At 66.9% G+C, this 24464-nt stretch carries 25 protein-coding genes; 8 read left to right on the plus strand and 17 right to left on the minus strand.

Going from position 1 to position 24464, the window contains the following annotated elements; translation table 11 throughout:
• Positions 1 to 195: 195 nt before the first annotated feature.
• From ilvD to ftsE, 3 genes are all read right to left on the minus strand, one after another.
• On the minus strand, positions 196 to 1866 hold the full coding sequence (gene ilvD / locus CHB73_RS07465; protein ID WP_089274204.1) for a dihydroxy-acid dehydratase: 1671 nt from the start codon (positions 1864 to 1866) through the stop codon (positions 196 to 198).
• Between the two features lie 65 nt (positions 1867 to 1931).
• The gene (locus CHB73_RS07470; protein ID WP_089273702.1) at positions 1932 to 2960 is read right to left on the minus strand and encodes a cell division protein FtsX; all 1029 of its coding nucleotides are present in this window, start codon (positions 2958 to 2960) and stop codon (positions 1932 to 1934) included.
• The gene (ftsE, locus tag CHB73_RS07475) at positions 2957 to 3673 is read right to left on the minus strand and encodes a cell division ATP-binding protein FtsE (RefSeq protein ID WP_089273704.1); all 717 of its coding nucleotides are present in this window, start codon (positions 3671 to 3673) and stop codon (positions 2957 to 2959) included. The genes CHB73_RS07470 and ftsE overlap by 4 nt, the downstream gene beginning before the upstream one ends.
• Before the next feature lie 136 nt (positions 3674 to 3809).
• Here ftsE and CHB73_RS16420 point away from each other — a divergent pair, with 136 nt between their 5' ends.
• Positions 3810 to 5222, plus strand: a complete 1413-nt coding sequence (locus tag CHB73_RS16420) for a hypothetical protein (RefSeq protein WP_143337335.1) — start codon at positions 3810 to 3812, stop codon at positions 5220 to 5222.
• Between the two features lie 137 nt (positions 5223 to 5359).
• Here the strand turns inward: CHB73_RS16420 and CHB73_RS07485 are convergent, their stop codons facing one another.
• The 3 genes from CHB73_RS07485 to CHB73_RS07495 form a co-directional block, all read right to left on the minus strand.
• Positions 5360 to 6526: a BON domain-containing protein gene (locus CHB73_RS07485; RefSeq protein ID WP_089273708.1), complete on the minus strand. Its 1167-nt coding sequence runs from the start codon at positions 6524 to 6526 to the stop codon at positions 5360 to 5362.
• Between the two features lie 137 nt (positions 6527 to 6663).
• Positions 6664 to 9669, minus strand: a complete 3006-nt coding sequence (locus CHB73_RS07490; RefSeq protein WP_089273710.1) for an insulinase family protein — start codon at positions 9667 to 9669, stop codon at positions 6664 to 6666.
• A 110-nt stretch (positions 9670 to 9779) separates the two neighbouring features.
• Complete coding sequence (locus CHB73_RS07495) at positions 9780 to 11132, minus strand: sensor domain-containing diguanylate cyclase (RefSeq protein ID WP_089273712.1); 1353 nt, start codon at positions 11130 to 11132, stop codon at positions 9780 to 9782.
• Positions 11133 to 11372: 240 nt separating this feature from the next.
• Between CHB73_RS07495 and CHB73_RS07500 the strand changes: the two genes are divergently transcribed.
• From CHB73_RS07500 to CHB73_RS07530, 7 genes are all read left to right on the plus strand, one after another.
• The gene (locus CHB73_RS07500; RefSeq protein WP_089273714.1) at positions 11373 to 12014 is read left to right on the plus strand and encodes a peroxiredoxin; all 642 of its coding nucleotides are present in this window, start codon (positions 11373 to 11375) and stop codon (positions 12012 to 12014) included.
• 87 nt (positions 12015 to 12101) lie between these two features.
• Complete coding sequence (locus tag CHB73_RS07505; protein ID WP_089273716.1) at positions 12102 to 12830, plus strand: class I SAM-dependent methyltransferase; 729 nt, start codon at positions 12102 to 12104, stop codon at positions 12828 to 12830.
• 110 nt (positions 12831 to 12940) lie between these two features.
• The gene (locus CHB73_RS07510) at positions 12941 to 13237 is read left to right on the plus strand and encodes a DUF883 family protein (RefSeq protein ID WP_089273718.1); all 297 of its coding nucleotides are present in this window, start codon (positions 12941 to 12943) and stop codon (positions 13235 to 13237) included.
• A gap of 5 nt (positions 13238 to 13242) precedes the next feature.
• The gene (locus CHB73_RS07515) at positions 13243 to 13629 is read left to right on the plus strand and encodes a phage holin family protein (RefSeq protein ID WP_089273720.1); all 387 of its coding nucleotides are present in this window, start codon (positions 13243 to 13245) and stop codon (positions 13627 to 13629) included.
• On the plus strand, positions 13608 to 13817 hold the full coding sequence (locus CHB73_RS07520; protein ID WP_089273722.1) for a hypothetical protein: 210 nt from the start codon (positions 13608 to 13610) through the stop codon (positions 13815 to 13817). The genes CHB73_RS07515 and CHB73_RS07520 overlap by 22 nt, the downstream gene beginning before the upstream one ends.
• A 159-nt stretch (positions 13818 to 13976) precedes the next feature.
• Positions 13977 to 14474 carry a transcription elongation factor GreA gene (gene greA / locus CHB73_RS07525; protein WP_089273724.1) on the plus strand — a complete coding sequence of 166 codons (498 nt, stop codon included), beginning with the start codon at positions 13977 to 13979 and terminating at the stop codon, positions 14472 to 14474.
• Between the two features lie 22 nt (positions 14475 to 14496).
• Entirely contained in the window at positions 14497 to 15537 is a 1041-nt protein-coding gene (locus CHB73_RS07530; RefSeq protein ID WP_089273726.1) for a polysaccharide deacetylase family protein, read from the plus strand.
• 3 nt (positions 15538 to 15540) lie between these two features.
• Here CHB73_RS07530 and CHB73_RS07535 read toward each other — a convergent pair whose 3' ends face one another.
• From CHB73_RS07535 to CHB73_RS07585, 11 genes are all read right to left on the minus strand, one after another.
• Positions 15541 to 16011 carry a DUF3795 domain-containing protein gene (locus tag CHB73_RS07535; protein WP_089273728.1) on the minus strand — a complete coding sequence of 157 codons (471 nt, stop codon included), beginning with the start codon at positions 16009 to 16011 and terminating at the stop codon, positions 15541 to 15543.
• A 105-nt stretch (positions 16012 to 16116) separates the two neighbouring features.
• Positions 16117 to 17259, minus strand: a complete 1143-nt coding sequence (locus CHB73_RS07540; protein WP_089273730.1) for a sensor histidine kinase — start codon at positions 17257 to 17259, stop codon at positions 16117 to 16119.
• A gap of 9 nt (positions 17260 to 17268) precedes the next feature.
• Positions 17269 to 17730, minus strand: coding sequence for a response regulator (locus CHB73_RS07545; protein ID WP_089273732.1), 462 nt, complete (start codon positions 17728 to 17730; stop codon positions 17269 to 17271).
• A gap of 79 nt (positions 17731 to 17809) precedes the next feature.
• A complete protein-coding gene (locus CHB73_RS07550; RefSeq protein WP_089273734.1) occupies positions 17810 to 18097 on the minus strand; it encodes a hypothetical protein in 288 nt (95 codons plus the stop codon).
• Positions 18098 to 18205: 108 nt separating this feature from the next.
• A complete protein-coding gene (locus tag CHB73_RS07555) occupies positions 18206 to 18832 on the minus strand; it encodes a hypothetical protein (RefSeq protein ID WP_089273736.1) in 627 nt (208 codons plus the stop codon).
• Positions 18833 to 18845: 13 nt separating this feature from the next.
• Positions 18846 to 19244, minus strand: a complete 399-nt coding sequence (locus CHB73_RS07560) for a response regulator (RefSeq protein ID WP_089273738.1) — start codon at positions 19242 to 19244, stop codon at positions 18846 to 18848.
• Positions 19241 to 20965 (minus strand): sensor histidine kinase, encoded by a 1725-nt coding sequence (locus tag CHB73_RS07565; protein ID WP_089273740.1) that lies wholly within the window; start codon positions 20963 to 20965, stop codon positions 19241 to 19243. The genes CHB73_RS07560 and CHB73_RS07565 overlap by 4 nt, the downstream gene beginning before the upstream one ends.
• Positions 20958 to 21344 carry a NifB/NifX family molybdenum-iron cluster-binding protein gene (locus tag CHB73_RS07570; protein ID WP_089273742.1) on the minus strand — a complete coding sequence of 129 codons (387 nt, stop codon included), beginning with the start codon at positions 21342 to 21344 and terminating at the stop codon, positions 20958 to 20960. Before CHB73_RS07570 ends, CHB73_RS07565 begins: the two co-directional genes overlap by 8 nt.
• Positions 21345 to 21355: 11 nt before the next feature.
• Positions 21356 to 22642, minus strand: coding sequence for a sigma-54 interaction domain-containing protein (locus tag CHB73_RS07575; protein WP_089273744.1), 1287 nt, complete (start codon positions 22640 to 22642; stop codon positions 21356 to 21358).
• A 60-nt stretch (positions 22643 to 22702) separates the two neighbouring features.
• The gene (locus CHB73_RS07580; protein ID WP_089273746.1) at positions 22703 to 23131 is read right to left on the minus strand and encodes a DUF1634 domain-containing protein; all 429 of its coding nucleotides are present in this window, start codon (positions 23129 to 23131) and stop codon (positions 22703 to 22705) included.
• Positions 23132 to 23171: 40 nt separating this feature from the next.
• Positions 23172 to 24185: a sulfite exporter TauE/SafE family protein gene (locus CHB73_RS07585; protein ID WP_089273748.1), complete on the minus strand. Its 1014-nt coding sequence runs from the start codon at positions 24183 to 24185 to the stop codon at positions 23172 to 23174.
• Positions 24186 to 24464 lie beyond the last annotated feature (279 nt).

Here is a 24464-nt window from a genome sequence, read left to right on the forward strand (position 1 = left end):
ACGCCATGCACTGCATATCGGCGAACGCGTACCAAATCTTGACCCCCCCCCATAAAAAAAACGGTTGGATGGGGTGCTTGTGCTGTTGGCGAGGATGCGGTTTTGCGGGCAGACGCGCGCCTCTGGCGGACGCGGGGAGGCTGTCCGGCAGGCGGGGAGAAGGGGGGCCGCCCGAGCGACGGCCCCCGCGTGGACTTATTCCAGCACTGCGCCCTGGGCGGCGCTGGTGACGTGTTTGACGTAGCGCTTGAGGAAGGGCGATTTGACGCTCTTGCGCTTGGGCCGGTGCGACGCCTTGCGCTGGGCCAGGGTGTCCTCGTCCACCAGCAGGTTCAGCGTGCGGCCGGGGATGTCGATCTCGATGGCATCGCCGTCCTGCACAAGCCCAATGAGCCCGCCGCTCGCAGCCTCGGGCGAGACGTGGCCGATGGCGGCCCCGCGCGAGCCGCCGGAGAAGCGGCCGTCGGTGATGAGCGCCACGGATTCGCCCAGGCCCATGCCCATGATGGAGCTGGTGGGGGTGAGCATCTCGCGCATTCCGGGGCCGCCCTTGGGGCCTTCGTAGCGGATGACCACGGCGTCGCCGGGCTTGATCTCCCCGGCCAGGATGGCGGCCACTGCGGCCTCCTCGGAGTCGAAGGGCCGGGCCTTGGCGGTGCGCTTCATCATTTCCGGGGCCACGGCGCTTTGCTTCACCACTGCGCCCAGCGGGGCCAGGTTGCCGGTCAGCACGGCGATGCCGCCCTGCTTGGCGTAGGGCGCGTCGATGGGGCGCACCACCTCGTGGTTGCGCACGGCGGCCTTGAGCTCGGCGAGGTTCTCGCCCACGGTCTTGCCCGTGCAGGTAAGCGCCCCGGTCTCGATGAGCCCGGCCTTGGAGAGTTCGGCCATGACGGCGGGGATGCCGCCCGCGGCGTTGAGGTCCTGGATGTAGTCCGGTCCTGCGGGGGACAGGCGGCAGAGGTTCGGGGTGCTGCGGCTCAGCTCGTCGAAGATGGCCAGGGTGAGGTCGAGCCCGGCCTCGCGGAAGATGGCGGGCAGGTGCAGCACGGTGTTGGTGGAGCAGCCCAGCGCCATGTCCAGGCGCACGGCGTTTTTGACGCTTTTTTCGGTCACGATGTCGCGCGGGCGGATGTTGCGCTTCAAAAGCTCCATCACCTGCATTCCGGCGCGCTTGGCCAGGCGGATGCGCGCGGCGTCGATGGCCGGAATGGTGCCGTTGCCGGGCAGGGCCAGGCCGATGGTCTCGGAGAGGCAGTTCATGGAGTTGGCGGTGAACATGCCCGCGCAGGAGCCGCAGCCCGGACAGGCGCACTCCTCCAGCTCGGCCAGCTCGCTCTCGTCCATCTTGCCCAGCTTCACGCGGCCCACGGCCTCGAACACGTTGATGAGGTCCACGCGCTTGCCGCGCACCTCGCCCGCGAGCATCGGCCCGCCGGAGACCACGATGGTGGGGATGTTGAGCCGCAGCGCGGCCATGAGCATTCCGGGCACCACCTTGTCGCAGTTGGGCACCAGCACCAGGGCGTCGAAGGGGTGGCCGGAAGCCATGATCTCGATGGAGTCGGCGATGAGTTCGCGGCTGGGCAGCGAGAAGTGCATCCCCTCGTGGTTCATGGCCAGGCCGTCGCACACGCCGATGGTCGGAAACTCCATGGGCGTGCCGCCGGCCATGCGCACCCCGTCCTTCACGGCCTGGACGATCTTGTCCAGGTGGATGTGGCCGGGGATGATCTCGTTGGCCGAGTTGGCGACGCCGATGAGCGGACGGCGCATCTCCTCGCGCGTCATGCCCAGGGCGGCCAGAAGCGAACGGTGGGGCGCCTTTTCCAGGCCCCCGGTCATCTTGGCGCTGCGGGCGGTCATTCTTTTTGTTGCGGCGGGCATGGGCTACTCCTTGTGCAAATGGGTAAACATGCGGGGGATGGGGATCACCTGCGCGCGGCGATGAACGCGGCCAGTCCGGCCACGGCCGTGGTTGCGGCCACAAGGGCCGCGCATTGCCAGACGGGCAGGAAATGCACCTTGAGGAACAGCGGCGGCACGTCGAGCAGGCTGGCGAGCCACAGCTGCAGAAATTTCAGGCAGACAAGGGACAGCGCGCCGCCCACAAAGCCCTGCACCAGCCCGTTGGCGAAGAGCGGGGCGCGGATGTACCAGGGCTTGGCGCCCACCAGGGACAAAATTTCCACCTCGTCGCGGCGGGCCATCATCATGAGCTTGAGGGTGTTGCCCACCACAAGCCCCACCACCAGGGCGAAAAAGCCGAGCGCCGGCCAGGCCGCCTGCTGCACCAGGGCTATCCAGCCCGTGGCCAGGTTCAGGTGCGTGGCGTTGTAGGTCACCTTTTCCACGCCGGGCAGGTTGCGCAGCCGCGCGTACATGCGGCCCATCCAGGGCTCCGGCGCCTCGCCGGAGGGGATGTCGAAGCTCACCAGCGCAGTGGGCGGCAGAATGTCCTGCCCCTCCAGCCAGGAGAAGTCGTCCAGGGCCGGATCGGGCGCGGGAGTGGCGCTTGCGGTGGCGTTGGCCGCCGTTGCGGGGCTTGTTGGGGTGTTGTTGGTGGCGTTGTCGGTGGCGTTGTCCGCCTCCGTGGCGTTCTGCGCCGCCGTGTTCAGGGTGACCTTGGGCGGCGCGGGAATGGCCTCGGAAAGCCCGCGCATGAGCTCGGCCATGGCCGCGCGCGGGGTGAAGGTGGACAGCTCCGCCAGACCAGCGGCCCCGCGCAGATCGGCCCACTGGGCCTCCACCTCGGTCATGTTGGAGCTGGCGCTCCAGTAGACCTGGAAGCGCGCCTGGCCCTGGGCCTTGAGCACCTCGGTCTGCACGGTGTGCAGGATGAGCAGGCCCACGCCCGCAAGAAGCGCCACCATGCACACGGTGACAAGGGTCAACAGCTGCGGCAGCGGGTGGCGGGCCATGTCGGCCACGCCGCGCCGCATCAGCTTGCCTGTGCTCATGCGCCCCTCCTGGCGGCCCGGATGGGCGAAACGGGGTCGGCGTCCAGCACCTCGGCCTCGGGCAGGCTCATGCGGCCGCGCTCGATGTGCGCCTGCCGGGCCTCCGGCGCCCAGGCAAGCACCTCGCGGTTGTGGGTGGCCATGATGATGGTGGTGCCGTACGTGTTGAACTGCTTGAACAGCTCGATGAGATGCCGGGCCAGGTCGGCGTCGAGGTTGCCGGTGGGCTCGTCGGCCAAAATCAGCTCCGGGTTGACCACCATGCTGCGGGCGATGGCCACACGCTGCTGCTCGCCGCCGGAAAGCTCGCGGCAGGGCGCGTAGGAGCGTTCTTCGAGGTCCAGGGCGCGGATGACCGCGCGCACGCGGCGGTCGATGCTGGCCTTGGGCACGCCGCGCACCTCCAGGGCCAGGGCGATGTTGTCGAACACGCTGCGCTCGGGCAGGACCTTGAAGTCCTGGAACACCACGGCCACCTTGCGCCGCAGCCCCGGCAGGCCGGAGGCCTTCAGGCGCATGAGGTCCACCCCGGCCACGGTTGCCGCGCCGCTGGTGGGCTTGAGGTCGCCGTACAGCACGCGCAAGAGCGTGGTCTTGCCTGCGCCGGAAGGGCCGGTCAAGAACACGAACTCGCCGCGCGCAACGTGCAGCGAAACGTCGACAAGGGCCTGGGACCCGCCGAGCGTGCAGTTCACATGGTCGAGATGCACCATAACGCCGAAGGTTCTACGCCAAAGATTGGCGGGAGGGAAGGGGCGGAACGCCTCCCCGCCCCGGCGAGGGTTTGGGCTTTGCAGGCCGGGGCGTATCGGGTAGTGGATAGGGTGAGGTTGGGAGAAGGAGGGGGAGATGGAAGGGAAGTGCTGCAAGTGCGAAGAGTACAATTGGCCGGACCCGCAGGAAGTGGTGTGGGAGGACCCGGTGGATGGCAAAGGGTATTGTGTTTTTCATGCGCAAAAGGCGGAGACGAAGCTGGCGTCGGCTGATTCAGCGAAGCCTTTGACGAGCCAAGCCTTCAATAAATTAGTCCTTGACCGAATGAATAATGCTGTTTTGTCAAACGAGATTACTTGCCTCAAAGGGGTGGTGTTCCCTTGGAAGTTTGAAATTATAGGTAAAAATACCAATAAGAGAATAGTGCGAGCGGATTTCTCATGTGCTTTATTCTGTTCTAGTGTACGGTTTTACGGAGTAAAATTTTCTGACAGTGAATTTAAAAACGCCATTTTTAAAGATGCAACCTTTGACTATTCAGAATTTGAAAGTGGTTGTCCGAAGTCAGAAAGCAACGGTGAATTTCTATTTCATGGCTCGAAGTTTGTAATAGGAGTTTTTTATAACTGCATCTTTCAAAAGGTAAACTTTTGTGAAATCAATGTTGAGGAACGAATTCATTTTAAAGAATGTTCTTTTAATGCTGAAGCACTTTTCCATGGCTGTAGTGGCAAGGATAAGTCGATACTCTTTTCCAGGGTAGGCGCTCCGACAGTTCCTGGCCACGGCTCTCGCAACGGCGGAGGCAATGAAGTATTTATGAAGAATGTAATATTCAGAAGCCATGACGTTCACTGGATGAGTTTCTCTGTGTTCACATGGCCAATGAGGCTTGGCTATGAGACGTACGCATCAACGGTGCAAGGTGATACTGTTAGCCCAGAAGAGCAAGTTAGAAAAAATAAGATCCATATGAAAGAATGCGAAGAACTCTACCGCGCCATGAAGCAACGCGCCTTGGAGCTGCACGACCAACCTCAAGCCTCCCGCTGGCACTTCCGCGAAAAGCTCATGCAGCTCAAGCTGCAGCTGCTACCAGCAAAATCAAATGCACTCGTTGATGCTTTCGAGGATGAATCCCTATGTGTCAAGAATCGGATGTCGGCATTGTGGGAGTTATTTCGTGCTCTCCCTTGGCGGATGCGCCGCTCCTTGCTGTTCCTATACTGGATATCTAGCGGTTTTGGAGAGCGTTCAGGGCGCGCAGCCATTAGCTTACTGGCTCTCATCGTGTTGTCATTATTAACGCTTGTCGTCCTCAAACTATTTGAGACCGGCTTGAGTCTCCGGTTTGACGCGCTGAAGGTCGGTGAAGTGCTGTACGAGTGGGTGCGTTGTATGCCTTTGGTCAAAATTGATGCAACCATAAACACTTCCGCCCCTATTGTGTCGGGAATTCGTACCATATTCTCCGGCTTAGCCCAAGTTGCAACCGCCCTCCAGGCCACCCTCTTCGCCCTGGCCGTGCGCAACCGCTTCCGCCGCTAGGGGGGGGGGCGCGCGGGGCGCAAAAAAGCCCTCCGGCCATGTTGCGGGAGGGCGGCGCGTGGCAGATGTCGGGAGCGAAGTCGGGAACGAAGTCGGGAATGGCGTTGGGTGTGGCGGCGGCCGCGGCGGCGATCGCGCTAATACAGCTCCAGAATCTTTTCGATCTGCGCCTTGGATTGCGTTTGCGTGGCCTGCTCGGCCGCCACGGACAGCCGGTCCGAGATGGACACGTCGCGGTCCTGGGCCACCTGGTCGGCCAGGGCCAGCAGTTCCGCCCGGGCCAGCTGGTTGTGCTCGCGCTTGGCCAGGGTGATGAGCTTCTGCTGCATGTGCGCGCGCACCTTGTTCACGGCGGGCGCTGCGGCGTGCGTATGCGCGGGGGCGATGCGCGGCCGCGCGGGCAGAACATGGGTGGCGGCGGCCACGACGGGCGCTGTGCGCAGGGCGTGTTCCAGAGTCTGGCCCACGGCGGGCGCGGCGGCCTGGAGCACCACCGGGGCGTCGGGCAGGGGCAGGTAATCCGCGTCGTGCGCGCTGTCCTGGGCGGCCGCACCGGCCGGGCCCGCGTCCAGGGGCGCGGCTGTCGGCGGGGAGAGCAGGTACAGGCCGTTGGTCTCCACGCGGCCGCTGGCGTATTCGTTGCGGATGGCCAAAAGCGAGATGGCGCGCGCGCCGGTCATGGACTCCACATATTGGATGAGGTCCAGGGCCTCGGCATGGGAACCCACCACGCCCATGAGGCACAGGTCGCCTCCAACGGCCTCCACGGCCACGCCGGCGTTCTTGTGCAGCAAATGGCGCGAGAGCGCGAGCCGCGTCCTGTTTTCCAGCAGCGTATCCGCGCCGCTTGGCGCGACGGCGTCGGGGTCGCGCAGGGGCAGGTGTCCCTTCACCTCGTCCACACCGTCCACGGTCTGCAGGGCGGCGATGATGCGCCCGCGCTCTTCGGTGCTGGCCACGGTGCCCACCACGAAGATGTCGCCGTTCAGTGCCAGCGCCTCCACGTCGTCCGGGGCCTTGGCCTCGGCCAGCGCGCTTTGCGCCTTGAGGGTCAGCACGTTGTCGCGCAGGATGGTGTTCATGTCGCGCTCGTCGCTGGCGATGACCGCGCCGTTGTACGCGCTTTTGACGCCGCTCATGGCGAGCGACGCCGCCTGCGGCATGGCGAAGGAGGCCGTGGTGGTGATGGCGAAGGGCACCAGGGCGCAACCGCCCGCGCAGAACAGCCACAGACCAAGCAGCGCCAGCATGGCCGGTCTGGCCAAGCGGCGTGCGCGGGTGCTGCGGGCGGAATCTGCGTTCATGCCGTTTCCTTATGCAATATCGGGGCCACTATTTTCAATTCCAAGGGCCGCAGGGACGTGAAATCGATCTAGAAAAAATCTAGATCTACTCTTCGTGCCAGGGCGTCAGCGTCTCGACGCCCTGGCACGAAGAAATGTTACAAAGCCTTGGTCAGGGTCAGGCCCAGGCCGGAGCGTTCCAGCGCATCGCGCCCGCCGACAACAACCACTGGGCCGTCCTTGAGCACGGCTGCCACGGCTTCGCCAAAGGCGGCGAAGTCAGCCTGGCTGGCGGAAAGCACCGCTTCGCGCACGGCCTGCCGGTACCCCTCGTCCTCGCCGGTCAGCTCGCGCGCAAGGGCGGTAAAGCCCTTGGTGTCGGGCAGCATGTAATGGTCCATGTCGCCGATGCTGCCGATGATGTTCTTCTCCAACTCCGAAGGGTCTAGAGAAAGTCCCGACAAGTATGGACCAATACCGCCATAGGCGTCAAGGGTGCGGGCCACGTTGGGATCGCGGTACGAGGCCAGCACGATGTTGCCCGAAAGGCGGCTGTACGCGCAGGAGGCCCCGTAGGCGCCGCCCTGCACGCGCACGCGTTCCCACAGGTAGCCCGCGCGCAGGAACTTGGCGGCCACGGCCGCGGCCGCGCCGGGCTCGAAGCCCAGGGCGCGCGCGTTGCCGCCGGCGGCCACGTAATTCACCTGGGCGGGCAGGGTCAGGCCCTCGCGCAGGGGCAGGGCCGGAATGGCGCGCGAGGCCGGGGCCAGGGCGCTGTCGGGCAGGCTGGCGGCCAGCGCCCCGATGCGCGGCAAAGCCGCGCCGATGGCCGCGCCGTCGGCCGTGAGGTTGACCACCAGCCCCCGCTTCGAGAGCAGCAGCGACAGAAGCCGATGCAGGTCGGCGCTCACGCTTTCGGGCGCGGTCTCCATGCGTGCGGAAAGCTCGCGCACGGCGTTCAGCCCGGAAAGGCCGTTCATGGCCTCGCCCATGGCCTGGGCCACGCCGAAGCGCGCCTTGAGCCGCATGGCGGCCAGGGTGTGCCCGGCCGGGATGAGCCGCTGCTCGCGTCGGGCCTTGGACTCCAGGATGATTTTGCCCAGGCGCTCGGCATCGCCGAAGTCGGCCTCGCAGAGCACCTCGGCCATGATCTCCAGCAGGGCCGGCAGCTTGTCGGCTGTGGCCTTGCCGCGCAGGAACAGCCGCTGCGACGTGGCCTCCGGCCCCTGTCCCCGCACCGAGGACAGGAAGGTCTGCGCCCACACGCCGCCCGTATGCATGGCCATGGCGCGGGAAAGGTCCACGAAGCCGCGCTTTTTCGTGCCCATTTCCAGAAGCGTCCGGCCCAGAATGGGCACCAGGGGCACAAGCTCGTCGGGCACGGCCGCGAGGTCGAAGCCCAGGTCCAGGTACACCACGCCGCTGGTGGGCAGCTCGTGCACGAAGCCCGCCGCCCCGGCCACGTCCACCCGCTCGTGCGGGATGCGCGCGTTCTCCTTGGGCAGGTCGGCCAGGGTCAGGCGCGGGATCTTGGCCAGGTCCTCGGGCGCGTCCGGGGCCTCCTGCAGGGCGTGCAGCTCGTGGGTCTCGGCCACAAGCCGCTCCAGATCGACCGGGGAAAGGGCGTCCTTCACCGCTTGCAGGCGCGCGGCCTCGGCGGCCTCGCGGCGCTGCCCCAGGGCGGCGTCGGGCTTCAAAATCACCAGGACGCGGTGAGGATTGTCCAGGAAGTGCGCGCGGATGAGGTCCTGGAACACGGGCTCGCCCGCGTCCAGCCTGGCCTTGAGCCGGGCCAGCGGCCCCTCGAAGGGCAGATGCGCCAGCGGGTCGCCCCCGTACAGCCAGGTGGACAGGGCCTCGAAGAAGATCACCAGGCCGCGCGGGTAGCTGCCTGTGTTGTTTTCGCGCAGGTCGAACTCCACGCTGTTCAGCCCGGCGCGGATGTCGTCCGGGTGCAGGCCGTCCGCAGCGCCGGGCACGGCCAGCCGCGCCAGGGTGTCCAGCACCAGGCGCTCCACCTGCCCGGCCGCGGCCTCGGCGTCACGGCCTTTCTCCGTCACCAGCCCCTTGAGCCCCACGGAAAACGACATCTGCCGCAGGTCGGTCTCCAGGCCGCCGCCGGCCAGGTCCTCGCCAAGGCCGGAATCCACCAGGGCCTTGCGCAGCGGCGAGGACGGCAGCCCGATGAGCACGTGCTCCAGCACCTCCAAGGTCAGGCTCAGGTCCGGATTCTGCGTGTCCGGCAGGCCGAAGTTCACCGTGCACATGGCCCCTTCGTCCCCTTCGCCCCCTTCGGGGGTTTCGGGGGCGTTGGCGGCGTCTTCGGCGTCGCGTTCCTTGGCGTAGACGTGCACAAAGCGCCGGGGCGCGTCGAAGGCGGGCTGCAGGCCCACCTCGGAGGCGGGCTCGCCGGGGGCGGGGGCGTCGAATTGCGAGAAATACTCGTCCACAATGGCCAGCCTGCGCTCGGGGTCGTCGTCGCCGGAGAAGAAGGCGTAGGCGTTGGACGGGTGGTACAGCCGCCGGTGGAAGTCCATGAACTGCGCGAAGGTCAGGTCCGGAATGCGCTCCGGGTCGCCGCCGGAGTCCAGGCCGTAGCAGGTGTCCGGGTAGAGCGCGCGCTGGGAGTACTCGGCCAGCAGGCTGTCGGGCGAGGAGTACACGCCCTTCATCTCGTTGAACACCACGCCCTTGAAGGCCAGCGGGTCGCCGGGCTTCTCCACGTCGTAGTGCCAGCCTTCCTGCTTCAGCGTGTTCTCCGTGAGCCGGGGGAAGAACACCGCGTCCAGGTAGACATCAACAAGATTGTAGAAGTCCTGCAGGTTGGCGCTGGCCACGGGGTAGCAGGTCTTGTCCGGAAAGGTCAGCGCGTTCAGGAAGGTGTTCAGCGAGCCTTTGATGAGCTCCACGAAGGGCTCTTTGACCGGGTACTTTCGCGATCCGCAGAGCACGCTGTGCTCCAGGATGTGCGGCAGGCCGGTGGAATCGGCCGGAGGCGTGCGCAACGCCACGCCGAAGACCTTGTTCTCGTCCGGGCTGATGAGGGACAAGAGCCGCCCGCCGGTTTTGGCGTGGCGGTAAATGCGCGCGGTGGCGGAGAGTTCGGGGATGGCCTGCTCGCGCTCAAGGATGAAGCCGTGGGTTGTCTGGGAAGGCTGGGTCATGGCGCCTCTTGGGTTTTGTGGGTGGGAAGGGCGCGGGAAATCGTCCGCCGCCGTGGGGGCATAGATATAGCACGATTGGCCGGGAGGGAAGGGGGAGGCGGAAGGGGGGCTCAGGCGCGTCCGGGTTCCACGCGGTCCTTGCCCGCCGCCTTGGCGCGGTAGAGGGCCAGGTCGGCGCGCTTGAGCAGTTCGTCCACCGAGGGCGCTTGCGGGGAGTTCTCCGGCGGGGGGCAGCATTCCGCCAGGCCGCAGCTCAAGGTCTGCCGCAGCTCGCCAGCAGGCGTCCGCAACGGGGTGGAGCGCACGCGCTCCAGAATGCGCCGAATGGCCTCCATCCCGGCGTCGAGGCCGGTTTGCGGCAGCAGCACGCAGAACTCTTCTCCCCCCAGGCGGCCCAGGGCGTCCACGCTGCGCAGCGATGCCTTGACCAGCGTCGTCACGTGCCGCAGCATGGCGTCGCCCACATCGTGCCCGTGGACATCGTTCACCCGCTTGAAGTCGTCCAGGTCCAGCATGGCCACGCACAAGGGCTGGCCGTAGCGCAGGGCCCGTTCGCGCTCCTCGTGCAGGATCTCCAGCAATCGCCGTCTGTTGGCCACTCCGGTCAGGGGATCGGCGTTGGCCAGCAGCTTGAGCTGCTCCTCGGCGGCGTGGTGTTCGGTCATGTCCAGCAGTGCGCCGTGCCGCCGCGTCGGGCGGCCCAATGGGGTCAGGTCGTAGTCGCAGATCAGGGAAACAAACCGCTCTCCGCCGCCCAGAGGCAGAATCCGGAACTCCGCGTGGAAGCTGCGGCCGTCCCTGTCCCCCTGGGCGAAAAGGGCCGCCACCGCGTCCCGGTCGTCCGGGTGCACATGGCGCAGGAAGTCGGCGGCGGTCGGCCCCTCCACGCTCCTGGGCTCGTGGCCGAAGATGCGGTGCAGCTCTTCGGACCATTCGCCCTTGCCGCTCTCCAGGTCGCGCTCAAAGCTGCCCACATGGGCCAGGCGCTGGGCGGTCTTGAGCCGGGCTTCGCTTTCGCATTGGCGCTTTTCGGCCAGCACGCGGTCGGTGATGAGCAGATGCGAGACCACGCCCCCGGCAATGGCTCCGTCGTCATTGCGCAAGGGGGTCGCGTACATGAGGAACCAGCGCTGCTCCGATGGCGAGTGGCAGGGGTATTCCATACGGAATTCCGCTATCTTTCCGGCCAGCACCCGCCGTATCCCCTCGGCCGCGGGAAGCGCCTCCTTGGCGCATTCGCCGTTCGCGCTGTCGCAGGTGCGCAGGTAGTTCAGGCCGAAGTTCTCCGGCTGCGCGGGCGCGCCGTTGTCCTCGGCAAAGCGCCGCCAGCTCCGGTTCACGGCGATGATGTCTCCGTTCAGGTCCAGCACGGCGATCTGTTCCGCAAGGCTGTCCAGTGCGCTGCACATGAGGGGGGCATGGCCTGTCCGCTTCTCTGCGCCATTGGCTGCGATGCTGTTCATGCGTCCTCCTTCCGAGCGGGGATCGGCACTGCACAGGCGGGGCGGCTGCGGCCCTGCGGCCCAGTTCGCCTTCTACGTAGGACATACGCCCCGTCATGTGAAGCGTCAATGCGGGCTGCGGTGCGCGCATCGTCTTGACGCGCACCGGCGGAGCACCTATCGTTGCAAAAGTTGGGCAACCCCGCTGCGGGACGTTTTCGGCGTTCCCCCCCCTACACTGAAACACATGGAGTCGGACATATGGACTGCTGCGACCACGACCACGACGAGATGGACTACCTGGAATGCGCCAAGGTGGGCCAGAAGATCCGCCACTTCAGCATGGAGGCCTATGACCCCGCCGAGGGCGGCTTCGCCGTGGTGGATTCCGAAAAGATTTTGAAAAAGAAGAAATGGCTGGTGCTGGTGTTCTACCCGGCGGACTTCACCTTCGTCTGTCCCACGGAGCTGGCCGACCTGGCCGCCCAGCACGCAAGGCTCAAGAAGCTCGGAGCCGAGGTGGTCAGCGTGTCCACGGACACCAAGTACGCCCACCTGGCCTGGCGGACCAGCGAGCGCCTGCTGCAGGACGTGAAGTTTCTCATGGCCGCAGACCCCGCGGGCCATGTGTCGCGCTTTTTCGATGTCTGGGACGGGGAGTCCGGCCTGGCCCTGCGCGGCACCTTCATCATCAATCCCGAGGGCGTGCTGGTGTCCAGCGAGGTGAATTTCTACAATGTGGGCAGGAACGCCGACGAACTGGTGCGCAAGTTGGAGGCCAACGTGCATCTTATGAAGCACCCGAACGAGGCCTGCCCGGCCAAGTGGACCCCCGGCGCCAAGACCCTGGCCCCCTCCGAGGCCCTGGTGGGCAAGGTGTACGAGGCCCTGAACGAGAACTAGCGGCGTGCCGCGACGCCCCTCGGGTCCAGGCGGGCCCGGGGGGCCTTCCCCCACAGCCCCCCCCGCACCACGGGAAGAAGGCCGCGCATGGACTGGGACGCCAAACGCTACGAGCAGTGGTTTGCCACCCCGGAGGGCCGTTTCGCCCTCGGGGCGGAACGTCGCCTGCTGGACAGCATGGTGGCCGAGTGGCCGCGCCGCAACCAGCGTGTGCTGGAGATCGGCTGCGGCACGGGGCTGTTCCAGCAGATTCTCTTCGACGACGGTTTTGCCGTGGCCGGGCTGGACAAAAGCCCGCAAATGATCGCCGGGGCGCGCCGCCGCCTTGGGTCCGCCGCCGAACTCTACGTGGGCGACGGCTCGTGCCTGCCCTTCGCGGACAACGAATTCGACTTCTGCGTGCTGTGGACCGTGCTGGAGTTCTGCGAGTATCCGGGCGCCGTGCTGGCCGAGGCCACGCGCGTGGCCTCCAAGGGGCTGCTCATCGGCTTTTTGAACCGCAGCTCCGCCTACTGGCTGGCGCGCGGCCGCCCCTGGCCCTGGAACCACGGCCGCACGCTGGCTAAGGCCCGCTGGTACACCTGGGCCGAAATGCGCGCTCTGGCCCTGGTCCACACGGACAAGACCCCCGCGCGCACGCGCTCCGTGCTGCTGGGGCCGCCGTGCACCTGGCGCGCGGCGCAGCCCTGGAAGGCGCTGAACACCCTGCTGCTGCCGCCCATGTTCGGGGCCATCTGCGCCATGCGCATCGACCTGGTTGGCTACCAGCCGCTCACGCCCATCTATTCTTGGACCACCGAACCCGGCATCGGATAAGGCCTTACCGCCCCTTGACAGACAGCCGCAGGCGGGCGATTATCACAATGACGCATTTTCTGGACCGCACAAAACGGCGCTGCAGCCAGACACAGCCCAAGGAGGCTCCCATGTTCAATGATTCCGCCCACGGCGAGGAAATGGCCAGCGAACTGCGCGAGGTCATCAGCCACGCCCAGAAGCTCATCGAGGCCACGGCAGGGGAGATCGACGACCGCACCCGCGCGGCGCGCGCCGTGCTGGAGGAACGCTTGGCCGTGGCCAAGGTCAAGTGCGGCGAGCTTGAGGGCCACCTCAAGAACCGCCTGCAGGACACGGACAAGCTCATCCGCGAGAAGCCCTACTACGCCATCGGCGGCTCCTTCGTCATCGGGCTTTTGCTCGGCTGGCTCATGGGGCGGAAGTAGCCGCCATGTCTCAGCTTCTGGAGGAGCTGGACCTCGGCGGAGCTTCGGGCCGCGTGGCCGAGGCCCTGGTCCAGACCGCCAAGGACCGCGTGGAGCTCCTTGGCATAGAATTGCGCGAGGACAAGATCCGCCTGGTGCAGGCGCTCATCCTGGCCTGCGCGGGGGTGGTGCTGGGGCTTATGGCCCTGGTGCTTGGGGTGCTGGCGCTTTTGGCCGTGTTGCCCGAGTTCTGGCGCGCCCCGGCCATGGGGTTTGTGGCCTTGGTCTGCGCCGTTGCGGCGGTCTGGGCCTTTGGCGCCCTGCGCAGCAAGATCGCCGGGCGCGGCCGCCTTTTCGCCCAGACCTTGGACGAGCTGGAAAAGGACAAGACATGTTTCTCGACGCGGAACTGAAGGAATTGGCTCAGGCCAAGGCCCGGCTGGCCGTCCAGGCGGACCTGCGCCGACAGGTCATCCAGCTGGAGCTGCTGGCCCTGCGTTCGCGCGCCCGGCGCAGCCTTACGTCGTTGAGTTTGGGCTTCGGCCTGGCGGGCAAGGTGCTGGACTTTCTGGCCGCGCGTCGCAGGCGGCGCGGGGCGTAGGCGGCGCCGGGCGGGCGCGGCCTTGACCGCGCCGTGTCGATGCTCTATCGTTCCCTCAACACTGGCAGGCGGCCTGCGGGAAGGTCCCCGCAGGCTTCCTTTTTGTTTTGCCCGGACCCCGGCGGCGGCCCCCGCCGCGCACATGAGAGGCGTTGAGACATGACGAGCATTCCCATTTCCCAGGAAGGCTACAAGCTCATGAAGAAGGAGCTGGACAGCCTGAAAAAGCAGCGCCCGGAGGTTTCCGAGGCCATCCGCCTGGCCCGCGAGGAAGGCGACCTGCGCGAGAACGGCGGCTACCACGCCGCGCGCGAACGCCAAGGCATGATGGAGGCGCGCATCAACTTCATCGAATCGCGCATGGCCCGGTACAACGTCATCGACATGAAGACCCTGGGCGGGGAGAAGATCAGCTTCGGCGCCACTGTGGAGCTGGAGGACGTGGAGAGCGGCGAGAAGAAGCGCTACACCCTGCTCGGCCCGGACGAGACCGGCTTCTGCAAGGGCAGCGTGTCCATCCAGTCCCCGGTGGGCCTGGCCCTGCTGGGTAAGAGCGTGGGCGACGAGGTGGTCATCCAGGTGCCGCGCGGCCGCGTGGAATACGAGGTCCTGTCCATTGCATTCAACGGGCCGGCCATCACCCTCGACGAGGAGTAGCTCCGGTTTTTGGAGGACGGCCATGATCCTGCGCGCCCTGTGCCGCATTGCCGTGTTGCTGGCGGTCCTGGGCGTGGCTCCCGGCGTCGCCGGGCAGCCTGCCGCAACGCCTTCGGGCGCACGGCCCGGCTCCCTTTCCCTGTGGACCGCCGCACAACTGCGCGAGCCCTCCCTTCGGCCGCAGGCCGGGGCCGAACGCGCCATCCGCCAACTGCCCCGGCCCGACACCACCCCGCCCGCCCGCACCGAGCCTCTTGCCGCGCCGCAAGCCCCGGCCCTGCCCGGCGTCATCCGCCGCGTGGCCCTGCCCGAGGCCGACCGCCGCGTGGCCCTCACCTTCGACCTCTGCGAGCGCAGCGTCCATGTCACGGGCTACGATGCCCGGCTGGTGGACGTGCTGCGCGCGGGCAACGCCAAGGCCACCTTTTTCGCCGGGGGCAAGTGGCTGCGCTCCCACCCGGAGCGCGCCCTGCAGCTCATGGCCGATCCCCGCTTCGAGCTGGGCAACCACGCCTGGACCCACGCCAACATGGCCGTGGCCGCGCCGGACGAGCGGCGCAGGCAGACCCTGTGGACCAGCGCCCAGTACGAGCTGCTGCGGGAGGAGCTGGACCGCAGGCTTCTGGCGCGGGGCCTTCCCGCCTCTGGCTTGCCGCCGCTGGCGCTGTTCCGCCTGCCCTATGGCCGCGGCGGGCCGGAGGTCTGGCGCGAACTCAATGCCTTGGGCCTGTCGGTTATCCAGTGGGATGTGGTGGGCGAAGGCGGGGGCGGAACCCCGCGCGCCCGCGCCGAGGCCGTGGCCAGGGCGCTGCGTCCGGGGTCGATTGTGCTGTTTCATGCCAACTGCGTGCCGCGCGACACGGCGCTGCTGCTGCGCGAACTCTTGCCGCTGCTGGCCCGGCGCGGCTTCGCCACGGCTACGGTTTCCGAATTGTTGCGCGCAGGCGCGCCCGAGGCCGTGGATCAGGGCTGGTTCACCACTCCGGACGACAACGCCGTCTATGACCACATGTTCGAGGCGGCGGGCACGGGCGCTCGATACAAAAAGAGCCAGGGGCGATAGGGGTCACGGGTAGCGGGGCCGCGAGCGCGCCAGCTCCAGAAAGGCGGCCGGACCCTTTTCGTGCAGGATCTCCCCGTTTTTGCGCCAGCGCTCCACAAGGGGCTTGGGCAGTTTGGGCGACGCGCAGGGGAACTCCGGGCACTGGCCGCAGAAATCCACCTCATGGGCGGCGGCGCAGGCGCGCACGCCGCAGCCTTCCAGCAGACAGCCGCCCTCGCGGCAGCCCGTGCACGCGCCTTTGGCCAGGTACTCCAGCAGCGCCGAAAAGTCCGCGTAGCCTTCCAGGGCCGGGCTCATGGGGGCCAAGCGTTTTGCGTACGCCGCGAAGCTTGGGCCGAGCAGGTCGCGCAGGGCGCGCGCATGGTTGCGGATGGCGCCTCCGGCGAAGGCCAGGCAGCCGCCGCAATACAGCCCGCACGGCGCGATGAGCCGCCTGAGTTCCGAGCGCGAGGGGGGTATGGAGGGGATGGACATGGGCGTCTCCGCTTGAGGGATGCCTCATGCTAGCCGAGTCCGGCCCATGGGCCAAGGGGACGGACTACGCAGTTTCGGCCTTGCGGCAATGTTTTGCCGCAGGCGTCAGCAGGGCAGGCTCACCACAACCCGCGTGCCGCTGCCCACGGTGCTGGAGATGTCGATGTCTCCGCCCATGGCTTTGACCGTGCCATAGGCCACGGAGAGCCCCAGCCCGGTGCCCTGTCCCACCTGTTTGGTGGAGAAGAAGGGTTCGAATACGCGCGGCAGGTGCGCGGGCAGGATGCCTTGCCCCGTGTCCTCGATCTCGATGCGCACATGATGCTCTGCGCGGCTGGCGCTGATGCGCAGCTCCCCCCCCGTGGGCATGGCGTCCAGGGCGTTGTCCAGGATGTTTCCCAGCGCCGTGGCCAGGTCGGCCCCGGGCAGGTCGGCGTTCATGGCGGCGGGGGGCAGGGCCAGCGCGGGCAAATCTCCGGGCAGGCGGGACACGGTGCGCACGCCGCTTGCTTCGGCGCGCGCGCGGCGGGCCGCAAGCTGTCCGTCGAGCAGGCCGCCAAGGTCGATCTGGGCGGAGGCCCGGTCAGCCGGGCGCTGCTGCTGTTCCGGGTGGCAGAGGCACAGCAGCTGGGCGGTGATGTCCTTTACCCGGCGGCCGTGTTCGCGCATCTTGGCGGCGGCGTCGAGCATTTCGCGCAGAACCGCGGCGTCCGGGCCATCCTTGGGGCGCGTCCCGGCCAGTTCGTTGGCCAAGTCCTCCAGCCAGCCGGTAAGGCTGAGCATGGTGTTGACGGGATTGTTGATCTCGTGGGCGACGCCCTCGGCCATGCGGCCCAGCGCGGCCATTTTGGCCGTTTCGGCCATGCGCTGGCCTTCAAGCCGCTCCTCGCGCCGTTCCTGCGCGCGCAGGATGGCCTCGGTGAGCCGCTCTATGGGCACGGGCTTCACAAGGTAGTCCGTGGCACCAAGCTTCATGCCCTGGATGGCCGTGGCCAGATCGCGCTGCCCGGTGAGCATGAGGGCCTCGGCCTGGGGCTTGACCTTTTTGAGTTCCCGCAGGACCTCAAGCCCGTCCATGCCGGGCAGGTTGACGTCGAGCACGGCCACGTCGATCTCGCCGTCCGCGGCCAGGCGCAGGGCCTCCTCGCCATCGTAGGCGGTCTTGACCTGGAAGCCCCGCGCCGTGAGCCGTTCGGCGAGAAGATCGGCGAAGTCGCGCTCGTCGTCCACGAGCAGCACGGCGTTCATGCTGCGCCCTTACTTTTTCTCTTCACCCTCTTTGAGCACGGAGTTGGCGTCGTCGAAGTCGCCGGCCTGGGCGAAGGTGGCCGCCACCATGGCGTCTTCCATCTTCTGGCGGTAGGCGCCCTTGATGCTCTTGACCAAGTGGTCGATGTCCACCGGCTTCTTGTGGTACTCGTACGCGCCCAGCTGCATGCAGATTTCCTGATCCTGCTCGGAGCCGTGGCCGGTGAGCACGATGACCTGCACCTCGGGGTGGGTCTTCTTGACCTTGCGCAGCACCTCGACGCCGTCGATGCCGGGCATCCGCAGGTCGAGGACCATGACATCGGGCGTGCCGTCCTTGATCATCTCCAGGGCGGTTTCGCCGTCATGGGCCACATCGGAGCCCAGGTCGCGCATCTTCATGCGCTCGGCCAGGGTGTTGACGAAATTTTCCTCGTCGTCGACCAGCAGCAGCTTGATCTTCTTGCTCATGTGCACTCCTTGTTTGGCGCTTGCGCGCCTTGTTCCGGGGGCCTTGGCCGCGTGCCGCGGCCCCCGGTCGGCGTTTGGTCTAGGCTTCCGCCAGGCCGTAGGCCACGCGCACGCCCGTAAGCCCGACGGACTCCAGGAATCCGCAAGCCTGAGGCGGCGGTGCAAGGCGCTTGGGCGTAATCCCCATCAGCTCCCTGGCTTCGTCGAAGCACCCGACCTCGGCAAAGGCGACGGCTGCGTAGACATCAGCCACGCTGGCCGCGCTCTCCGTCACACCGGCCATTCGCATGGCCTCCTCCCGCTCCCCGGCCTCGGCAAAAGCCAAGCCGGCGAAGGTGTCCTCGATCCTCTTGAGCATTCCAAGCATAGAGTCCTCCTTGGGTCGGCGTCAGCGGCGTGCACTCCCCTGGCGCGACATGTGAAGTCAAGCTGCTATGATTGAATGCTACTCCTCTTGAACCAGAAATCAAGTGCCCTAGGCCACGGGTTTGGGCAGCGAAAGCGCCACCCCCTGCCCACCCGGCCCGGCGCACAGCCCGGCGTGGCAGGCCTTGGCCGCGCGCTCCAGCCCGGCATGGCCCGGCAGGCTGCGCAAGGCCTCGTAACTTGGCCCGTCCAGCCGCACCACGGCCAGACCGCCGTGCTCCTCGACCGAGAGCATGAGCTGCCCGTTTCGGGGCAGCAGGGGCAGGGCCAGGTCCAGCGCCTGTCCCACCAGGGCCATCGTCTCCAGGGCGCGCAGCTCCGTGCGCAGCCCGGAACGCCCCGGCGCCAGCACCAGGGCCACGCGCTGACGCGCGGCCTCGCGCCGGTAGAGGCCCACCAGCGAGCGCATGGCCTCGTTGACCTCGGCGCCGGTGGGGCTCGGCTCGGGCGCATGGGCGCAGTAGTTCAGCTGCTCGGAAAGGGCCATGCCGCGCTCCACCTGCTCGGAGAGCACCCCCAGGCCCTTCTTGAAGCGCTCGGCGTGCGCAAACCCCTCGCCGCCAAGGGCCAGAAGATCCTCCATGAGGCCCGCGGACTCGCGGATGGTGGCCAGGATGTTCTGCATCTCGTGGGTGGCCCCGGCGGTGAGCCTGCCCATGAATATGGCGTCGCACATGGCTGGCGGCCTCCTATCGTCCCAGGCTGGCGGCCTTGCCCGCGTAGTCGATGGCCGATTCCATCTTTTCGATGAGCGTGTCGATGTTCAGCGGCTTCATCATGTAGTCGAAGGCGCCCAGGCGCATTCCCTCGATGCCGTCGCGCGTGCTGCCGTGCCCGGTGAGCAGCAGCACCTGCACCTTGGGGTTGCTGCGCTTCACGCGCTCCAGCACTTCCAGGCCCTTAATGCCGGGCATGAGCACGTCGAGCACGATGACCTGCGGCTCGTCCTCGGCCACGGCGGAAAGCGCGGATTCGCCGTCAAAGGCCACACGGGCGTTGATGCCCCTGAGCTCCAGGCGTTCGGCGAGGGTGGTGATGAATTCGTGTTCGTCGTCCACCAAAAGAATCTTCCAGTCCTGCTTGTTCATGCCAATGCCTCGCGCTGCCCCTTGGGCAGGGTGATGGTGAGCGTTGTGCCCACTCCTTGCGTGCTCTCGACGGAGATGTCGCCGCCGAGGCGCTTGATGATGCCGTAGGTGATGGACAGGCCCAGGCCGGTGCCCTTCCCCTTCTTGGTGGTGAAGAACGGCTCGAAGATGTGCTTCATGGTCTCTTCGGACATGCCGCAGCCGTTGTCGGTCACGGTCACGCGCACGCCGCCGCCCTCCTCCTTGGCGAACACGCTGATGACCCCGCCATCGGCCACGGCGGCCAGGGCGTTGTTCAAGAGATTGAGGAACACCTGCTGCAACTGGCTGCGGTCGGAGACGATCCTGGGCAGTTCGGGGTCCAGGTCGAGCTGGACGTTCACCTTGCGGTGCATGGCCTCGTTGGCCAGGAACCCGGCGGTCTCGCGGATGAGTTCCGCGAGGTCCAGCTCCTCGATGCTCACGTCCATGCGCCGGGCGAAGCCGAGCATCCGGTGGGTGATGCCCCGGCAGCGTTCCACGGCGCGCAGCACGCTGTCCACCTGGGCCAGCAGCTTTTCCTTGGTGGGAAAGTCCGGCTGCATGGAGAGGATGTCCTTCATGAGCCCGGTCTTTTCGTTGATGATGGCCAGCGGGTTGTTGACCTCGTGGGCCACGCCCGCGGCCAGCCGCCCGATGGAGGAAAGCTTCTGGGAGTGCTCCACCTCGCGCAGGGCCAGTTCGCGCCGATCCTCGGCCTCCTTCATACGCTGGATCAGGGCGTCGGTGACGCGCATGGCGGCGATGAGCACCACCACCACCCCGGCGACGAAGATGAACAGCAGGTCCCCGCGCACGGTGTACCAGGTCTTGAGGGAGCTGGACCGGGGCTTTACGGCCATGAGCACGAAGTCCGCGTCCGCGAAGTAGGCGTAGGACAAGAACACCTCGCGGCCACGGGGGTCGCGCATGGTGAGCACGTTTGGCTCGAAGGTCTGCGGCGGCAGGGGCAGGGTCATGCTCTCCAGTACCTTGCCGTAGTTGTTGGAGTTGGTTTGCAGAAGGCCGCGCGTGTTCACCAGAAAGGCGTCGGCGTCCGGCTCCAGGCCCATGCCGGCGATGATGCGCTCGAACTGCTTGGTGTCCAGGGTGGCGCGCAGAATCCAGACCCGCCCGTCCTCGGCCATGTGCTGCACGGCCACAATGACGTGCGGGAACTGCCGGAAGCCCAGGAACACGTCGCTGACGTACTTGCCCTTGAGGCGCACCTCCTGGAACCAGCGCTGTTCGGAGAAGTCGATGCCCTTGAGGTTGTACGGACCCACGTAGTTCACCTGCACGCCGTTCTCGTCGATGAGCCCCAGGTCCACGAAGCCCTCGAATTCGCGCTTCATGACGCTGAAGATGCGCGCGAGTTTGTGCTGGTCCGCCAACTCCTGATAGGTGTAGGCGCTGGCGATGAGGCTCATGGTGCTGGTGCGCTCGGCCAGGAAGAGCTCGAAGGAGTTTTTGGTCTTGTTCACCAGCACGCGCAGGGGGTTCTGGATCTCCCGCGTCATGGCCTTCTGGTGCTCGTAGTAGTTGAGCACGGCCATGACGGTGAGCGGGATGAGGGTGGCCGCCACCATGAGCGCCACGATCTTGCGCTGGAGCAGGGTGTAGCGCTCCGGCGAGACCGCCTCGTCCACCTCTCCGGTGAGTTCGCGCAGGGGGTGCTTGAGGAGCCGCGCAAGTTTACGCATGGTCCTGCTCCGCCGCCGCCTGCGCGGCCTCCCCGCCGGGGCCGCGGGGGAAAAGGATGGCGCCGCTTTCCAGGCGGTCCTCCAGGTAGAGGCGCAGGGCCTCCTCCGCCGGTCCGGCGATGCCGTCCAGCACGGCCAGGCGCTTCCAGCGCAGGTAGTGGTAGTGCTCCTCCTCCATGCCGCCGGTGATGACCACCGAGACCTCGCGGTCCAGGATCAGGTCGCAGAGGTCGTCGGCGCTGGAATGGGCCAGCACCAGTTCCTGGCGCTTGGCTTCGCGGCCTTCGGCGTTGACGGTGACGAGCAGCACTTCCGTGGTCAGGTCGAAACGCGGAGCCACTTCGTCCCGGTACAGGGTGACGAGGATTTTCTTGCCCATGGCGCGCCCCCCTAGGCCTTTTTCCTGTGGCGCGGCCGTGGCGTCGCGTCGTTCAGGGCTTCTGGCGCCTGCTCCGGGGATTCGGGGCGGAAGCGCACGTGCGGGGGCAAATGCTCTGGCAGCACCAGCTCGTCTGCGCACACCATGACCGCGTACTCCACCATGTTGCGCAGCTCGCGCACGTTGCCGGGGTAGTCGTAGGAGGACAGCAGCCGGAGGGCCTCCTCGGAAAAGCCGAGCACCTGCTTGCGAAGCTTGGTGGCGAACAGGCCCAGAAAATGCGTCAGCAAAAACTGCACGTCTTCGCCGCGTTCGCGCAGCGGGGGCAGGTGCAGGCGCACGGCGTTCAGCCGGTGGAACAGATCCTGCCGCAGCAGCCCGGCCTTGACCAGCGCCTCGGGATCGCGGCCGGTGGCGGCCACCACGCGCACGTTCAGGCGCATGGGACGTTCGCCCCCGGCGGGCACCACGGCCTTCTCGTCCAGCAGGCGCAACAGCCGCCCCTGCTGGGCCAGCGGCATGTCGGCGATCTCGGAAAGATAAAGCGTGCCGTTTTGGGCCAGCTGGAACTTGCCCGGCCGGGGCGGGGCGCCGTCCTCCGACGCGGCTTGGCCAAAGAGTTCCACGTCGAGCAGGGCCTCGGGCATGGGGGTGGCGTTCACCCGCACGAAACTTTCCCGCGCGCGGGAGCTGGCCCGGTGCAGGGCCTCGGCCAGAAGATCCTTGCCCGTGCCGGATTCTCCGGTGAGCAGCACGGCGGCGTCGCTTTGGGCCACGGCGGGCAGAATGCGCAGCAGATGCTCCATGGGCGCGCTGCGGCCCACGATGGCGCCGGGACCGGCCGTGCGCGTCAGGCGGCCTTCCAGCTCCTTCAGGGCGGAGAGGTCCTCCACCACGTCCAGGGTGCACAGCAGCGCGCCGTCCGCGTCCTGCACGGGCACGCTGGTAAGGCGCACCGGAACCTTTCTGCGGTGGCGGTTGATGAGGGTGCCCTCGCGGCTTTCGGAGCAGCGGGCGGCGCAGCCTTCGCCCTGGCGCGGCAGGGCCGGGCACTGGTGCAGGCAGAAGCTGCCGCGCAGCACATGGCGGCAGGGCACGCCCGCCACTTCCTGGCTGCTGAACCCGGTAAGCCGTTCCAGCGCGGTGTTCAGAAACAGGGTGCGGCGCTCGCAGTCCAGCACGGCCACCCCGAAGGGCAGGTCGCGCAGGACGCGCGGCAGATCGGCCCGTTCAAGCCCTGCCGCCGCCAGCCCGGCAAATGGTTTCTGCTTTTCGCGCGTCGCCATGGTGTCGTCCATCGGTGTGTGTCCTCCAGGTGGGGGGGGCGGAGGCCCGCCCCCCGAACCCGGAGAGGGGTTCTAGTGCGCTCCGGCGCCCACGATGCCGGACGCCGCCACCAGCAGGACGAGGATCTCCGCAACGGCCAGAACCGCGAAGGTCTTTTCGCCCCGCTTCAGGTAGGCCGGGATGAGCGGAATGTAGCAAAGAATGGTCATGCCCGCCAGGAGCACGATGCCCACGAAGTTGAGGAAGTCGCCCTGGCCGACAAGGGACACCCAGTTCCAACCAGTTGGCACGTTGCCAAGTTCAAGGTAGGTGCCCACGGGCTCCGACCAGAGGCGGGGAACCAGCTCCAGGGGCACGTGCGGGGCCACCAGGCCGCTGATGTAGAGGAGATAGGTGACGGCCATGATGCCCAGGCCGCTCCAGCAGCCATAGAAGAGCATGTTGGCGTACTTGACCTGCTCGGGCGCGGCCTTGCCGGTGTGCTGTTCGGTATTGCTCATTGTGCTTCTCCTTGTGCTCGTAATGCGCCGTGGGGCCCTGTTAAATGCCCAGGCCCTTCAGAAGGGCCTTGCCGCCCGCGAAGAGCAGCACGCCGATGACCATGTAGCGGATGAAGGTGGGCTTGGCCTTGGCCAGCAGGCGCACGCCCACGAAAGAGCCAAGCATCAGGCCGACGATGGAGGGAATGGCCATCAGCGGGATGACGCAGCCCTTGTTCAGGTACACCCACGCGGCGGAGGTGTCGGTGATGGAGAGCAGGAACTTGCTGGTGCCCACGGCCACCTTGAGGGGCGCGCCCATGAGCAGGTTGAGCACCGGGACGTTGGCCCAGCCCGCGCCCAGGCCGAACATGCCGGCCATGATGCCGATGATGATGAACAGCAGAAGCCCCGGCAGGGTGCGGTGCGTCTTCCATTCCACCAGTTCGTTGGTGGAGGGGTCGCGGTAGGCGCCGTTCATGCCCAGCGCCAGGCCGATGGCGTCCTGCTTCTCCACATGGGGGTGGGCTGTGTTCTTGCTCATCAGCAGCAGGATGGCGATGCCCATGATGGTGATGCCCAGGCAGAGCTGCACCACGTTGGTGGGCAGGGCCATGCCCAAAAATGCGCCCACGATGGCGCAGCTGGAGGCGATGAGCGCCACGGGCAGGGCCAGCCGCAAGGATGCGAAATTGCGCTTGAGCAGGCCTGGGCCGGCGGCCAGGGCGCCGGCAAGCGCCACCATGAGGCCCGCGCCGCGCACGAAGTCGAGGTGGAAGGGGAAGAAGCCGCTCACCAGCGGCACGTACAGCACGCCGCCGCCCACGCCCGCGAGCACGGCGATGATGCCCAGCACGAAGCAGAAAAAGAGCAGCACTGTCGGCCATACCCACCAGGCAACCCCGGTGTCGGGTCCGAGCTGGGCGGCGGCGTGGGCCACCTCGGCCCCGGCGCTGGCGGCAGCATTTGTGGCGGCCTCGGTCCCGGAGGCAAGGGCGGCCACGGCAAACAGCAGCACGCCGGACACTACGAACAAGGCGATTTTCGCCGGGAGACTCAGTCGATCCATCTTCATTCCCGCTCCTCTGAATCATCTCTGGATTGCCCAGCCTGCCTCGCCAGCCCCTCGGCCCGCGCAGTGGACTTTGCCCCACTAATCAAGAAGCGGGCCAAGATGTAACTGCTTGATTTTACATGCTTGACCTCCACGTTGGAAGCAGGTAAACGGCAAGAACTTGCCGCTTGTGCGGCAAGGACCGGCCGACCGGCGGCGTCTTGCCGTTGCGAGCCGGGGGCGCGGCAGGGTTTTGCCTCTCCCCCCGGTGTGCGCCAGGGCGTCGCCACCCCATGTCGC

It is taken from the genome of Humidesulfovibrio mexicanus, assembly GCF_900188225.1.
In the GTDB taxonomy this organism is placed as follows: Bacteria; Desulfobacterota; Desulfovibrionia; order Desulfovibrionales; family Desulfovibrionaceae; genus Humidesulfovibrio; species Humidesulfovibrio mexicanus.